The sequence below is a fragment of the Chryseobacterium fluminis genome (genome assembly GCF_026314945.1).
Taxonomy (GTDB): domain Bacteria; phylum Bacteroidota; class Bacteroidia; order Flavobacteriales; family Weeksellaceae; genus Chryseobacterium; species Chryseobacterium fluminis.
Window position 1 is genome coordinate 4,784,620 of record NZ_CP111121.1, and the last position, 15,784, is coordinate 4,800,403.

Genomic DNA, 15,784 nt, shown 5'->3' on the forward strand with positions numbered 1-15,784 from the left:
CATCGCCCTAACTTTGTACCCGTAAAACAAGGTAAAATGGTACATCATATAAAAACAGCACTATCACTCGTGATAGGATTATTTCCTGCGCTGTTTTTTTCACAGGAAATTAAACAACTGACTGCAACGGACGTCGCCGAACTGGCGGTAAAGAATCATCAGCAGCTGAAAGTATCAGCACAGAATATAGACATTGCGAAACAAAATACAAATGTTGTAAGACTTCAGAAATTACCTGCTATCACAGCTTCTGTGAGTCAGTTTTATCTGGGTGATGCGGTAGCGATCGATAAAGATTTTTCAAATTCAGCCCGTATTCCGATGCCGCATTACGGGAGCTCATACGGTGTTCAGGCCAGCCAGCTTATTTTCAAGGGAGGTCTGGTGAATAAGTCGATTGAACTGTCCGAACTTCGTGAGCAACTTTCGGAGCTGGATCTGGAAAAAAATAAGCAGGATGTGAAATTTCTGGTGATCTCTAATTATTTGGATATCTATAAAATTTTAAATCAGCAGGAAGTTTTTCAGAACAACAAAAAACTTGCTCAGGAACGTCTTAAAAATATTCAGAAGTTTTATCAGCAGGGAATGATCACCCGGAATGAGGTAATTCGTGCTGAATTGGCGATTAAAAACCTGGATCAGGGAATTCTGACCCTGGTCAACAATAAAAAAATTCTTAATTATAATTTAAGTATTGCTTTAGGATTATCTGCTGATACCGAGATTATTCCTGTAGAAAGCCTGGAGAGTAAAGAATCCGGAATCGGACCGGACTACTATATCAGTCTTGCCCACGAAAGCAATCCTTTAATGAAATCTGCGAAAACCAACATCGATGTGGCAGACAAGAATATTGAGATTATAAAAACCGATAAAATGCCTACAATAGGAGGTTTTGGAGGTTATACGGTACAACGGCCTGTCACCACGAGAAATCCGGTACTGGATATGTATTCCGGAGGTTGGCAGACCGGGATCTCTCTGAGCTACAATATTGACAATTTATATAAAACTAAGGAAAGAGTAAAAGCTGGTGAACTTCAGAAAAATCAGGCCGGGGAGGTGATGACACTCACACAGCAGAATATCGATATGGCAGTGAATGCAGCTTATGTTAAATACCAGGAGTCTATTCAGCAGGCTGATATTCTGAATGATGCTAAACAGTTAGCCGAAGAAAACTATAAAATTACTGAAGCCAAATATCTTAACCAGTTGGCTGTACAGGCAGAAATGATAGATGCCCAAAACCAGAAATTACAATCTGAGCTTGACTATGCCAATGCAGAAATTAATGTCCTGTATCAATATTATAATCTTCTGAAATCTACCGGAACTCTTTAAACTTAAAACTGAAAAACAAAACAATGGAAAACAAGGAACAAAATACTCAGCATACATCTCCTGCACCCGTACAGTCAGGCGCTGCAACGAAAAAGAAAGAAAATAAAAAGAATAAGATACGGGCCATCATTTCAAATATAATAGTGTTTCTGGTGATCGGTTGCGGGCTGTTCTGGTTGGTCCGCGAATATTTTCATGTGGGAGACAAAACCTATACGGAAGCAGCTCAGGTTGAAGAATTTATTAACCCGGTCAATACGAGGGTTTCCGCTTATATCAAAGAGATAAAATTCATAGAACACCAGCAGGTAAAAAAAGGGGATACCCTGGTGGTTCTGGATGACCGTGAAATTTTAACACAATTAGGCCAGGCAGAGGCTGCTTATCAGAATGCCCTGGCTCAGAAAACTGCTACAAGTTCATCCGTAAATACCGTTTCAAATAACGTAAGTGTTATGGAATCTAACATCGCAGGAGCAAAGGCAAGACTGTGGAATGCCGAACAAAACTTAAACCGATATAAAAACTTATTGGCTTCAGAAGCTGTTACAAGGCAGCAGTACGACCAGGTAAAAACAGAATATGATGCTCAGAAAGCGGCGTATCAGGCGTTGGCCAGTCAGAAGCAATCTGCGAATCTTTCTACAACGGAAGTGAGAAGCAAATTGGGAATCAATGATGCTGAAATCAAAAGAACAAAATCTGCACTGGATATGGCAAAAATTAATTTATCCTATACGGTCATCACTGCGCCTTATGATGGAGTAATGGGCAGAAGAACCATTTCCGAAGGACAACTCATTCAGCCGGGGCAACAGATCGCTACCATTGTTCTGAACGGCCAGAAATGGGTGACCGCCAACTTTCTGGAAAGCCAGATGCCCAATATCAAAATAGGCGAAAAAATGATGATGACCGTCGATGCTTTGAGCGGGCAGCAGTTTGAAGGAGTGGTAACGGCGGTTTCGGCAGCAACGGGCTCAAGATATTCAAGTGTTCCGACCGATAACTCTACCGGAAACTTTATTAAAGTTCAGCAGAGAATTCCTGTCAGAATTGAGTTTACCGCTTCTAATAAAAAAGAGGATGTGGCTAAGTTGAGCGCAGGAATGAATGTTAATGTGAGTATTGATATAAAGGATCGATAGATGTCGGATGTCAGATGTCAGACTTTTAGTGAAGACTTTATATGAGTGTTGGATATCTGATATCGTGTCTCGTGTCTGAGTCTCCTATCTAAACCCCTCACCTCTAAACTCAAAAAAAATGTACAATAAAGGATTATATCATAACTGGGTTCCGAAACCCATACAGCTCCTGTTCATCGTGTTACTTCTTGCAGTAGTAATGCCGCTGGGTGGGGTGTATACGGGAAATATAAGTTTTGTAGTGAGTGGCACCGGAGCGATGACAGAATATTTCATGTGGGCCAATTATGCGACGACCATCGGGATGGGAGCGTGTATGCCGATTGTTCTGAGAATGAAAATGCGGTTTAAAGTCCGTGATAAAATGACAGTTCTGCTCGTCCTTTTAGGACTGTTGAGCTACCTCAATTCAACCACTTATGATCCCATGATTTTCGTTTTTTCATCATTAATTATAGGATTTTTAAAAATGATGGTAACGATAGAATTGTTTTTACCGTTAATGGCGATGATCGGGAACAGGGGAATGTTTTATGGTGCGTTTTACACTTTTGTTCTGGTTCTGAACCAGGTTTCAGCCTATTATGCAGCAGAGATCTCCATTCAGTACAACTGGCAGCATTTTTACGTAATTATGTCTGTATTATGCTTTGTGCTTGCACTCTTACACTGGGTTTTCATGCATAATCAATATTTTGCGCTGAAAGTTCCGCTGCATTATATCGACTGGTTGAGTATTCTGCTGTTCATTTCTACTTTTATGTTTTCAGCCTATGTTTTCTCTTTTGGAAAACAGCAGGACTGGCTGAACTCAGAGAATATTATTCATGCGGGTATTGCTGCCTTTATAAGTTTTGCTTTGCTGGTCACCCGTCAGATGACTTTAAAAAGACCTTATCTATCATTCAGAATATTTTCGAAAAATAATGTTCAGCATGGCCTGTTTATGCTTTTATGCCTGGGAATGTTCTTAGGCACAACCTCTCTTCAGAACACTTTCGCAGTTGGAGTTTTAGGTTATGATCAGCTGACGAATGCAAGACTGAACTTATTGATGATTCCCGGATTGGTTTTAGCAGGTGGACTGGCGATCTTCTGGTTCAAAAAAGAAATTCCGCTAAAGATGTATATTTTCTCCGGGTTTTCGGCGATGATGGGGTATGCGATCATTATGTACTTTTCAATGGTGCTGGAATTCAGTTATGATCTGTGGTACTTACCCATGTTCCTGAAAGGTTTCGGGATGGGTTCGCTTTTTATCTCCGTCTGGTTTTATACGCTGGATAAGCTGGAAATGGATGACATGCTGGCTGCTATCGGACTGATACTGGTTTGGAGAACATTTTTGGTTGTCGGGCTTTTCTCCGCTGTATATTCCTGGTTCCAGTATCGCTTTCAGGTAGTAGCCATCGGAGATTTGGCAGTTTATATGGACGGACTGACCGTTTCTCCGCAAAATGTTGCTTCCAACCTGAAATCTATTCAGCTGAATGCTATTATAATCGCGACCAAAAAAATATTCGGATATATTATTTTAGCCGGAATTGGGGTATTGATCTACATTTTTACCCATCATTTCGGAAAAGAACGATTCGAATATGCCAGGTTTGTTAAAATATTAAGCGGAAAATCAGCTCTTGCGAGAAAAAGACTTCGCGAAAGAAAAAGATTATTAGAAGAAATAAAAGACGCGGCTGGTCCCGCTGCATAAGGATACCTTGTTTTTCACTTGTAAAACTCCATTTTATTGTAAAGTGGGGTTTTACTTTTTAGTGAAAGTCCGGTGACATACAATTAAACAGACATTTAAAATATGAAAAATTTCATGCATCGTTGTTTTTATTTAGAAGTAATAAAAATTAAATTTGCCGGAAATAGTAAACTTTTAATTAAAAGGATGAGAAAGCAGTATGTAGTAATCGCTTTATTAATTTCGGGAATCGCCTTTTCCCAAACTGTACAGGACTCGGTAAGCTCAAAAAACATTGATGATGTGGTGATCGTTGCCTCGAGAAAACCTACAAAGATTTCTGAAATTCCGGGAACGGTGTGGGTCGTGCAGAAAGAAAAAATCCAGGAGCAGGCCAAAAGTGGTGTTCCGATTAAAGAAATGCTGTCGATTCTTGTTCCGGGTATGGATATAGGTCCACAGGGAAGGACTAATTACGGGCAAAATATAAGAGGCCGTTCAGCCCTGGTGATGATCGACGGCGTTTCCCTGAACAGCATCCGTACCATCAGCAGGCAGCTGGATGCCATCGACCCTTTCAATATTGAAAGAATAGAAGTGCTTTCCGGAGCAAGTTCCATCTATGGAGGGAATGCTACCGGAGGAATCATTAATATCATTACTAAAACGCCATCGGAAAAAGGAATAAGCGGGGAAACGGAATTGGGGATCCGTACCGGTTTTATGGGAAGTGATGACCATGATTTCCGTGCAGCGCAGTCGGTTTCAGCCAAAGGAGAGAAACTCTCCGGAAGACTGGGAGTGGCATACCAGCAAAACGGCGGGGTGTACGGAGCTGATGGAGAGCAGGTAATCACCGATATTACCCAGACCGATTTACAGTATAATCAGTCGATTGATGTTTTGGCAACAGGAGGATACCAGTTTAATCATAAGCATAAAATTACAGCTTCTGTTCAGTATTACAATTCGAAATTTAACGGAGACAGAAGTCTTTATTTAGGGGAAAACCTCAGTGCCTTTACGACTAAAGACGCGACCCTGCTGGAAATGAGAGACGGGTTTTCTTCGGATAAAAATATCGGGACCGAACGTTATATGGGAACATTAACCTACAATGGAAATGATATTCTCGGAGGTCAGGATCTGTATGTCCAGCTGGCCACCCGTGGTGAGAAATTAGGATTTTATCCGTTTCCGGGCAGTGTGAAAATTCCGGTAACGACTTCTTATATGTCATCCTCTCAGCAGGATACTTATTATTCGGGTTTAAAAGCTTTATTATCAAAATCGTGGAAAGGGCTGAATATTACGTACGGAGTAGATGTTGACCTGGAAAAATTTGAAGGCAACCAGTCGGTCTATGATTTAGCGAAAACCATGTCGAGCGGCGGTCTGGTGAATGAAACAAAATACAGCTTGGGAAGATATCCTACCAATCATTCTGAAAGTTACGCGGGATATGTACAGGCCAGATATAACCTCCTTCCAAAGCTGCAGCTGAATGGAGGAATCCGCTATCAGAATCTCAATGTAAAAGTTGATGACTTTGTGGGTTCTCAGCAGCAGACTCAGGTGGCTATGGGCTATGGAAATTCAGCATCTGCTATTCCGGGAGGAGAAAGTTCCTACAATGTAACCTTATTCAATGGTGGATTATTATATAAATTTAATCAGCAGCATCAGGCGTGGGGAACTTTTTCTCAGGGAGTAAGCCTGGCGGATCCTTCAAAATATTACGGAATAGGAGTCTACAGCCTGAATGCGGCAACCGGAAACTGGAATGTTACCTCAAGCATCAATGTAAAAGAACAGCCTCTACAGGCAATAAAAACCAACCAGTTTGAGGTGGGATACCGTATTAATAAAGGAGGATTGAGAGGTCAGATCGCCGGATTTTTAAGCAATTCTGATAAAACGGTGACGGTTGACCGGACTACCTTCCAGATTCTTGTGAATGATCTTAAACTAAGAAATATGGGGATTGAAGCAGAGATTTCATATTCTTTAAACAACGGTGTTTATTTCGGAGCAAGCGGTTTACTGATCAAATCTGAGGTTGACAATAAGGGAGAATGGATCAGCCAGGAGATTTACAATGCTTCTCCTTCAAAATTAGTGACTTATATTGGATATCATGTTAAAAACTGGTCGTTCAGATTCCAGTCTCTCCAGAATTTTAAACTGAGAGACGACATCAATAATGAGATCGACGGATACAATACGTCTGACCTGATGGCAGGTTACCGGTTCAGCTGGGGCAAATTTAATGTAGGAATTCAGAATATATTCAATACGGATTATCAGACCATCTGGAGCAAGCGTTCCCAGGTATTGTACTCATCGTACGGACTGCCAGAACTGTTCAGCTATAAAGGTAGAGGAAGAATATATAATCTTTCTTACACATTTGATTTTTAATAACAGATAAAATAAAAACAGACTTCTAAATGCCAAGAAGTCTGTTTTTTATCAATGTTGGTTTCCCAGTTAAAATATTAAGACTGCTTTATTTGGAAACAACCTTTATGTTATAGATTTCTAATTACGGAACATCTGTCTTACATCCGCTGAATCGAAAGTGAAATCCGACTGATTTTCAGATTTATCCAGTTTTTTGCTGATCGTCAGTGCCCATAATATTAATTCTTTACAGAAATTTTTGTCTTCCGGGCTTAATTCCGGAGCATTTTCTTCGATAATGGTATTCAAAGGTTCTATCGCATTCAGTTTAGTGTAAAATTCTTCGTCTGTATCGGCGTAGTTCAGTTCCAGTCGATTGTTGTTAAACCATTTGATTACGTCGGTATAGGGTGTTCTGATGCTTTCTTTTTCGAGCTTGGAGATTCTCGGGAAAATGCTTTCAAACTGCATCATAACTGCTTTATCGATTAAGATTTGTGCCACATAATCAGCACCTTCCTGCTCGCCTTCGTATACCAGTTCTATTTTTCCTGTAATGGATGGAATAATAGATCCGAAATCAAGCAGACGAACAGTGGTGTTTTCAGCACCTGATTCTATTAAACGTAATTTTGCGGCAGCCACTAAATTTTCCATGGCACTGATGGTAAGTCTGGCGCTTACTCCGCTTTTTGCATCTACATATTCACTGTCCCGTGCTGCAAAAGCGACTTCCTCCAGAAGGTCTTTTGCCAGACCCGGGATCAGGATCTGTGCCTTATCTTCGGCTGAAATCAGAGCTTCCTGTTCCGTAATCTGTCTTGCTAATGCAATGGTTTTTGGGTAATGCGTAAAGATCTGAGAGCCGATTCTGTCTTTTAAAGGCGTTACAATGCTTCCTCTGTTCGTATAATCTTCCGGGTTTGCCGTAAACACAAACTGGATATCCAGCGGCATTCTCAGCTGAAATCCGCGAATCTGAATATCACCTTCCTGTAAAATATTGAACAGGGAAACCTGAATTCTGGCCTGTAAATCCGGCAATTCATTTAAAACAAATATCGAACGGTTGGCGCGGGGAATCATCCCGTAATGAAGAACACGCTCATCGGAATACGGCAGTTTCAATGTTGCTGCTTTTATCGGATCGATATCACCGATCAGGTCGGCGACATTTACATCCGGTGTTGCCAGCTTTTCGAAGAAGCGGCTGGAGCGGTGAACCCATGAGATCGGAGTTTCATCCCCCAGTTCGGCAATAAGATCGCGGGCATATTTTGAAATAGGCTGAAAAGGACTGTCATTAATCTCGGATCCTTTTACAATCGGCATGTATTCATCCAGTAGGCTTACCATACTTCTTGCAATCCTGGTTTTGGCCTGTCCGCGCAAGCCCAGCAGGTTAATGTGGTGTCCGGCAAGAAGCGCTTTTTTTAACTGGGGCACTACAGAGTCTTCATAGCCCCATAATCCTTCAAATACAGGCTGTTTAGCTTTAATTCTGGCAATTAAGTTAGCCTGAATCTCTTCACTGATCGTTTTATCGGTATATCCTGAATTTTTTAATTCTTTAAATGTAATATCGTTTTTCATTTTAAATTTTATTATTGATATGGGAGAAATCGGAGGGTTATCTGATGACCGTTCTGCTTCATATGCCGGGTTTGAAGACCCGGGCTGGTATTGTTGAACCACTTCGTGGTTCATTAGCCTTATTTACAAAAAATTGTCAGCCTCCGGTTTCGTCCTTAATTATATTCTTTTTATTCTGTTTTTTTCATAATCTTCAAAAATCATCTGTCCTAAGCCTGAAAGTCCGGTTAAGAAAGCTTTCCCTTTATTCTGTGCAGTAAATTCCTTGACAAACTGACGGAGATAAGGATCTTGCGCGATCATGAAGGTGGTAATGGGGATCTTCAGTTTTTTGGCCTGTGCTGCTTTGTTCAGGCACTGGGAAACAATCTTCTCATCCAGACCGACGCTGTTCATGTAAAATTCCCCGTTAGGCAGCCGGATACAGCTGGGTTTTCCATCAGTAATCATAAAAATCTGCTTGTTGGTGTTTCTTTTTCTGCGCAGAATATCCATGGCCAGTTCCAGACCGGCAACGGTATTGGTATGATAAGGACCGACCTGTAAATAGGGGAGGTCTTTGATTTTAATGGGCCATGCCTCGTTTCCGAAGACAATAATGTCAATAGAATCTTTAGGATATTTTCTGTTAATGAGTTCAACCAGAGCCATGGCCACCTTTTTGGCAGGGGTGATCCGGTCTTCACCGTATAAAATCATAGAATGGCTGATGTCGATCATCAACACGGTGCTCATTTGTGCTTTGTGCTTTGTTTCTTCTACGATGAGGTCATCTTCGGTCAGCCGGAGGTCTGCAATTCCGTTGTTGATCTGTGCATTTTTTAAGCTTTCGGTCATGTTCACGAGAGAAAGATCGTCTCCATACTGAAAATTTCTGTTTTCTCCGTCGCGTTCATCGCCTACACCTGTTTTTGTGGTGCGGTGGTTTCCCACACCGCTCTTTTTAAGTTTTCCGAAAATCTGTTCCAGAGCATATTCCCTTAAGGCAGCTTCCAGTTTGGCGGTCAATATATTCTTACCTTCTCCGGTTCCGGAATTTCCGTCTTCGGAATCATCTTCCCGTTTGATATACCCCCGCTTTCTCAGATCTTCCTCGAAATCGGCAAGGGTATACTCATCGCTAAAGATATCATATTCTTTATCCAGCATATCAAGCCAGTCAAAAGCTTCTTCGATATCACCGGAAGTATGCGTGAGGAGATCCTTGAAAACATCAAATACCCGGTCGAAATGCGAAATTTCTTCGGGAGTGTGTTTGGTAAATATATAGCCTTTATGAAAATTAAATTCTTTATTAGTCATAAGATGATGCTAGTGTTTAAACGATACAAGTTATGGAAATATTATGCAAACAGCCGCACCGGCAAATAGATAAAACTAATGGACGTGATATAAAATGAAGTATAACCGTAAAAAGAATGTGCTCATCTCTTTCTAAATAAATCTGATGGTAAGAGGGTTCAGCTGACAAAGTCAATCTGTTAGGAATAACTCAATAGGTCCAGCAATATACTCCCGGATGTAGTAAAGCGGTAAGATCATCCTGTATTTTAAAAATATTTATCTTTGTGCTTTAAAATAAGACATGAAAGACTTAATGGGCAAGGCCATCCACGATTATTTTCATAATGAAAATCCTGAAGATCTGCAGACTGAAACTTCAATTTCCGAACTGGATGAGCTTCCGGTACACTATCTCTTCAGAGAATTTTCAGAAATGAATGAAATCGAACAGAAAGCGTTGAGCTTATCTCAGGGAAAAGTTCTGGATATCGGCGCCGGTGCCGGTTCTCATTCCTTGTACCTTCAGAACGAAATGGGCCTGGATGTCACAGCACTGGATATTTCACCAAAATCTATAGAGGTTTGCAGGTCCAGAGGAGTCAAAAAAGCGGTTTCAGAAAATATGCTTCATTTTTCAGGAGAAACTTTCGATACTATTCTCTTATTAATGAACGGAACCGGTATATTTCAGAGTCTTACCGTGATCGATCTCTACCTTAGAAAGTTATCTTCTCTGCTGAATCCGAAAGGACAGATCCTGATCGACAGTACCGATATTTTATACATGTTTGACCGCGATGAAGACGGAGGGGTTTATATTCCGGCAGAAGGATATTATGGTGAACTGGATTATACCGTTCATTATAAAGGAGAATCGGAAGATCCGATCAAGTGGCTGTATCTGGATTACAATACGCTGAAAAATGCTGCTGAAAATAACGGTCTTGCCATTGAGAAGGTTTTGCAGGATGAAGATTCTTATTTGGCAAAACTGACTAAAAAATAAATGAATTGCCACCTGGGCTGCAAAGCAATCTTAAGTTCTGACCAAACTGTTTTATCCGAGATCTTATCAATACTTTCTATAACTAAGCATTGAGTCAGATTAGACGATAAGGATTTTGTGGAAGAAAAGAAATATAAAAGGAGAAAGACGCATAAATTTTATGCGTCTTTCTTATTTATCTATCATTAAAAATTATCCGATCTCAATACCGTTTTCCACAGTCTCATCAGGCGTAACAAATGATAATTTACCGTCTGCTTTTGTCGTTAGCAACAACATTCCCTGGGATTCAATTCCTCTGATCTTTCGAGGAGCAAGATTTAATAAAATCATAACCTGTTTTCCAATGACCTCTTCCGGAGTGAAACTTTCTGCGATCCCTGAAACAACGGTTCTTACATCTACTCCTGTGTCAACGGTAAGTTTCAGTAATTTATCAGCTTTTTCTACTTTTTCAGCTTCTGTGATGGTGGCTGTTCTTAAGTCGATTTTCGTAAAATCATCAAAAGTGATTTCGTCTTTCATAGGATTGGCGTTAGGATTTGTTTTTTTATTGTTTTGCTTAGTATCTTCTAATTTCTGAATCTGTGCCTCAATAACATCATCTTCAATTTTTGAGAAAAGAAGAGATGATTCATTGATTTGATGTCCGGTTTCAATAAGAACCGGTTTTGTTTCAATGTCGCTCCAGCTTGCTTTTTCAACATTAAACATATTCAAAAGTTTTTCAGAACTGAAAGGAAGGAATGGTTCACACAACTGGGCTAAAGCTACAGCGATCTGAGCTCCCACAAATAATGAATGGGCAGCTTTTTCAGGACTGTCTTTGATCGTCTTCCAAGGTTCCTCTGTCTGAAGGTATTGGTTTCCAAAACGGGCTAAATTCATTAAAGCAGTTAAAGAATTTCTGAATTCATAGTTTTCTAAGAACCCTGCAATTTCCTTTGCTGAATTATTGATTTCTTTCAGTTCCGGAGCATTTACATCGCCTTGAGGAACAACACCGTCATAATATTTATGAATCAGGACGGCAACTCTATTAATAAAGTTTCCGAAAATTCCAACCAATTCAGAGTTGTTTTTAGTCTGGAAATCCTTCCACGTAAAATTATTATCCTTAGTTTCCGGAGCAGATGAAAGGAGCGCATATCTCAGCACATCCTGCTGGCCCGGGAAATCTTCAACATATTCATGTGCCCAGACTGCCCAGTTTCTAGAAGTTGAAATTTTATCATTTTCAAGATTCAGGAATTCAAAAGCAGGAACATTTGTCGGCATGATGTAGTCTCCATGAGCTTTCATCATGGCAGGGAAGATAATACAGTGGAATACAATATTATCTTTTCCAATGAAGTGTACGAGGTCACTTTCTTCACTTTGCCAGTAGTCTTTCCAGTCTTTCCCATTTTTCTCTGCCCATTCTTTGGTGAAAGAAATATAGCCGATGGGTGCGTCAAACCATACATAAAGAACCTTTCCTTCTGCATCAGGAAGCGGCACGGGAACGCCCCAGTTCAGGTCTCGGGTCATGGCACGGGGTTTCAGACCATCGTTTAACCATGATTTAACCTGCCCGTAAACATTAGTTTTCCAGTCGTCTTTATGTCCTTCGATAATCCATTCGTTCAGGAAATCTTCATATTCATTAAGTGGCAGATACCAGTTTTTTGTTTCTTTTAAAATAGGAACATTTCCGCTCAGCATAGATTTTGGATTGATCAGTTCCGATGGAGAAAGGGTAGAACCACATTTTTCACACTGATCTCCGTACGCATTTTCATTTCCGCAATTCGGACACGTTCCAACGATGTAACGGTCAGCTAAAAACTCATTGGCCTGTTCGTCAAAATACTGTTCTGAAACTTCTTCCGTGAATTTTCCTTTTTCATAAAGAACTTTGAAAAAATCCTGGCTGGTTTCATAATGCTTTTTTGAGGTCGTTCTTGAATATTCATCAAACGAAATCCCCAAATCTGAAAAAGATTTTTTGATGATTCCATGGTATTTATCAACGATATCCTGAGGCGTAACGCCTTCTTTCTTAGCTCTTATGGTAATGGGAATTCCATGCTCATCCGAACCACAGATAAACGCTACCTCTTTTCCTGATCTTCTCTGAAATCTTGCGTAAACATCCGCAGGAATATAAACACCTGCCAAATGCCCTATATGAACCGGTCCGTTTGCATATGGCAAAGCTGCCGTAATCATCTTTCTGTTTGACATTTATAATAAAGTTTTGAAATACAAAGATACGGATAATCTCAGAAAGTTTTACGGATGCCTTATATAAAGCGATTTTGGAGATATGCAATCCATTGATATTATATTTAGTTAAACAAATGTTTAACTTTTTGTTAAAACTACCGTAATGCTATGTGTAGCATATTTTGTTGTAAATAAATGAAAAGCAATGATTTAGTTTAAAATAGTCGTTTAATGTACATAAAATTATCTTAATTTTAAATAAAATTATGTTAATTGTAATTTTTTAATAAATTGCGAGACTGGCTTTGTGTCAGAATTACTACGAAACGAAACTATATAAAAAATAATATTGTGAAGAATTTTACAACGGTATTAAAAATTGCGCCTGCATTCTTATTGGCCAGCACCATGATTCATGCGCAGACAGACACTCTACAGGAGAAAAAGATTGAAGAGGTGGTATTGATCGGGTATGGAAAGCAGAAGAAAACTGATTTGACGGGATCGATCTCATCCGTTTCTTCAAAGGATTTTAACGGAGGAGCATCTACTGCTGACCAATTAATTGTAGGAAAAACGCCAGGTGTGCAGATCACGGGAAATAGTGGTGCGCCGGGCGCAGGTTCTACCATTAGAGTAAGAGGAGGCTCTTCATTTATAAATAATGATCCTTTGATTGTGATAGACGGAGTACCGATAGACTTTAACAGTTTGAGTGGTGCAACAAATCCATTAGCATTAATCAATCCCAATGACATTGAGACATTTGATATCCTGAAAGATGCTTCTTCTGCAGCAATTTACGGTAACAGAGCTTCTAATGGAGTTATTTTAATTACTACCAAGAAAGGAACTTCAGGTAGATTTAGAGTGAATTTCAACACCAATTTCTCAGTTTCAACTAAAATGGATAATGTGGATGTTCTGAACGCTGACCAATTTAGAAATTTTGTCAATACTTTCGGAACTCCATTACAGAAAACTTATTTGGGAACTGCAAATACAAATTGGCAGGACCAGATTTATCAGCAAGCTTGGGGAACGGATAATAACGTGTCTTTTTCAGGTGGAATTAAAGGCTTACCCTATAGAGTCTCGATGGGATATAATGAACAAAATGGAATCGTAAGAACTAATGAATTCAGAAGGACTTCATTAGGTCTAAATTTATCCCCTAAATTTTTTGATAATCATTTAACTGTTAATGGTAATTTCAAGGGAACTTTTTCGGAAAACAGATTTCCTGATAACGGAGCCATCGGGGCCTCCATCTATTTTGATCCTACTCAGCCGGTTTATTCTGGAAATTCAAATTACGGAGGATATTATGAATGGCTGGATCCTGCTAATTCTGCCACAGGGCTGAATGTAAATGGAACAAGAAATCCATTGGGATTACTAAACAGTAAGAGGGATATTTCATCTGTATTCAGAATTATTCCAAGTCTACAATTAGACTACAAATTTCATTTTTTGCCTGATTTGAGATTAAATATTACAGGGTCTTATGATTATGCTAAGAGTGACGGTTCCACGGCAACGTATAATGAATATAATTTAACAGCTACCAATCCCGAAGCAATTAGAATTGGTACTTCTTATCGTCCGTACTCTCAGGAAATTAAAAGTAAATTGTTTGAGTCTTATTTAAATTACGTCAAAAAAATTGAAGTTATCAGTACAAACGTTGATATTATCGGAGGATACTCTTATCAGGATACCCGCTCTATAACGCCTGCTGCACCAACGTATTCTAATACCCGTGATACCAGTTTTTCTACCCCCGGAGATACGCGAAGAACACTAGTATCTTTTTATGCCAGAGGTATATTTACTATAGCTGACAGATATGTGATCAATGGTTCCATAAGAAGAGATGGTTCTTCAACGTTTTGGAACGGAAGTGACAAAGACCAATTGTGGGGCAATTTCCCGGCAGTATCTGTCGCGTGGAAAATAAACGAAGAAAGTTTTCTGAAAAATATTACGGTCATCAACTCTTTAAAAGCAAGAGCGGGTTGGGGTAAGACCGGCCAACAGGAAACAGGTACATTCTATCCTGCTTTCGGTTCTTACTCTTATAGCAATAGCAGTACTGCTCAATATCAGTTGGGTAATAATTTCTATACTTTATTACGTCCAGATGTTTATAACCCTAATTTGGTTTGGGAAACGACAACTACTAAAAATTTAGGTTTAGATTTCGGAATTCTAAACAACAGAATTAATGGATCCGTAGATTATTTTGATAAAAAATCTGAAAACCTAATTGCTAAAGTTCCGACCTGGGCAGGCGATTTAAGTAACTTCAATATTAAAAATGTTGGAATCATTGCCAATAAAGGTTTTGAGGCAAACTTGAATATAATCCCTGTACAGAAAGAAAATTTAACTTGGGAAGTTAATTTTAATGCTACTAAATTTGACCCGAAAGTAACAAGTCTTTCTCAGTATGTGGATTCATCTTATAAAATTCCGGCTGGAACTATCTCGGGAATTAATAATTACATCCAAGCTATTACAGTAGGACAGGCACTTAATGCATTTTACGTTTATCAGCAGATTTACGACAGCAACGGAAAACCTCTAGATGGGGCATATGTTGACAGAAACGGTGACGGAAAAATAACAGAAGATGATAAGTATTTTTACAAATCTCCTACGCCGGATGTTATTTTAGGTTTTTCAACCAAAGTAAAATTTAAGAACTGGGATTTCAGTACATCACTTAGAGCTGTTTTAGGGAATTATGTGTATAATAATTCTGCATCTAACAGTTCAATTGCCAATATTCAGAATAACAATTTCTTAAGCAATACTAACTCTAGTGTTTTAAACACACAGTTTACTACCACTCAATTATTCTCAGACATGTTTATAGAAGATGCATCGTTTTTGAGAATGGATAATCTTACAGTAGGCTATAATGCCGGGGAATTTATGGGTAAAGGAACTAATTTAAAAGTTAATGCGATGGCACAAAATGTATTTGTCATATCAAAATATAAAGGTGTGGATCCGGAAGTGTTTGGAGGAATTGATAACGGATTTTATCAAAGACCTAAAGTATATTCAGTTGGTTTTAACTTTCAATTTTAATTTATC

At 39.3% G+C, this 15,784-nt stretch carries 9 protein-coding genes; 6 read left to right on the forward strand and 3 right to left on the reverse strand.

Annotated features, from left to right (window positions below; translation table 11 throughout):
• The first annotated feature begins 36 nt into the window (after window positions 1-36).
• The 4 genes from ODZ84_RS21875 to ODZ84_RS21890 all read left to right on the forward strand — a co-directional run bounded on the left by ODZ84_RS21875 (window position 37) and on the right by ODZ84_RS21890 (window position 6,606).
• A complete protein-coding gene (locus ODZ84_RS21875; RefSeq protein WP_266174587.1) occupies window positions 37-1,347 on the forward strand; it encodes a TolC family protein in 1,311 nt (436 codons plus the stop codon).
• 23 nt (window positions 1,348-1,370) lie between these two features.
• The gene (locus ODZ84_RS21880; protein ID WP_266174588.1) at window positions 1,371-2,495 is read left to right on the forward strand and encodes an HlyD family secretion protein; all 1,125 of its coding nucleotides are present in this window, start codon (window positions 1,371-1,373) and stop codon (window positions 2,493-2,495) included.
• A 118-nt stretch (window positions 2,496-2,613) separates the two neighbouring features.
• A complete protein-coding gene (locus tag ODZ84_RS21885) occupies window positions 2,614-4,206 on the forward strand; it encodes an efflux MFS transporter permease (RefSeq protein ID WP_266174589.1) in 1,593 nt (530 codons plus the stop codon).
• 186 nt (window positions 4,207-4,392) lie between these two features.
• On the forward strand, window positions 4,393-6,606 hold the full coding sequence (locus tag ODZ84_RS21890; protein ID WP_266174591.1) for a TonB-dependent receptor: 2,214 nt from the start codon (window positions 4,393-4,395) through the stop codon (window positions 6,604-6,606).
• A gap of 120 nt (window positions 6,607-6,726) precedes the next feature.
• Here ODZ84_RS21890 and ODZ84_RS21895 read toward each other — a convergent pair whose 3' ends face one another.
• Together ODZ84_RS21895 and ODZ84_RS21900 are read right to left on the reverse strand one after the other, a co-directional pair.
• Window positions 6,727-8,181 carry a sigma 54-interacting transcriptional regulator gene (locus ODZ84_RS21895; RefSeq protein ID WP_266177428.1) on the reverse strand — a complete coding sequence of 485 codons (1,455 nt, stop codon included), beginning with the start codon at window positions 8,179-8,181 and terminating at the stop codon, window positions 6,727-6,729.
• 159 nt (window positions 8,182-8,340) lie between these two features.
• Window positions 8,341-9,483, reverse strand: coding sequence for a vWA domain-containing protein (locus tag ODZ84_RS21900; protein ID WP_266174592.1), 1,143 nt, complete (start codon window positions 9,481-9,483; stop codon window positions 8,341-8,343).
• A 283-nt stretch (window positions 9,484-9,766) separates the two neighbouring features.
• On the opposite strand from ODZ84_RS21900, the gene ODZ84_RS21905 reads away from it, so the two are divergent.
• Window positions 9,767-10,471 (forward strand): class I SAM-dependent methyltransferase, encoded by a 705-nt coding sequence (locus ODZ84_RS21905; protein ID WP_266174593.1) that lies wholly within the window; start codon window positions 9,767-9,769, stop codon window positions 10,469-10,471.
• A gap of 192 nt (window positions 10,472-10,663) precedes the next feature.
• Here ODZ84_RS21905 and metG read toward each other — a convergent pair whose 3' ends face one another.
• Window positions 10,664-12,697, reverse strand: coding sequence for a methionine--tRNA ligase (gene metG, locus ODZ84_RS21910; protein ID WP_266174595.1), 2,034 nt, complete (start codon window positions 12,695-12,697; stop codon window positions 10,664-10,666).
• Between the two features lie 333 nt (window positions 12,698-13,030).
• Here metG and ODZ84_RS21915 point away from each other — a divergent pair, with 333 nt between their 5' ends.
• The gene (locus ODZ84_RS21915) at window positions 13,031-15,778 is read left to right on the forward strand and encodes a SusC/RagA family TonB-linked outer membrane protein (protein ID WP_266174596.1); all 2,748 of its coding nucleotides are present in this window, start codon (window positions 13,031-13,033) and stop codon (window positions 15,776-15,778) included.
• Window positions 15,779-15,784 lie beyond the last annotated feature (6 nt).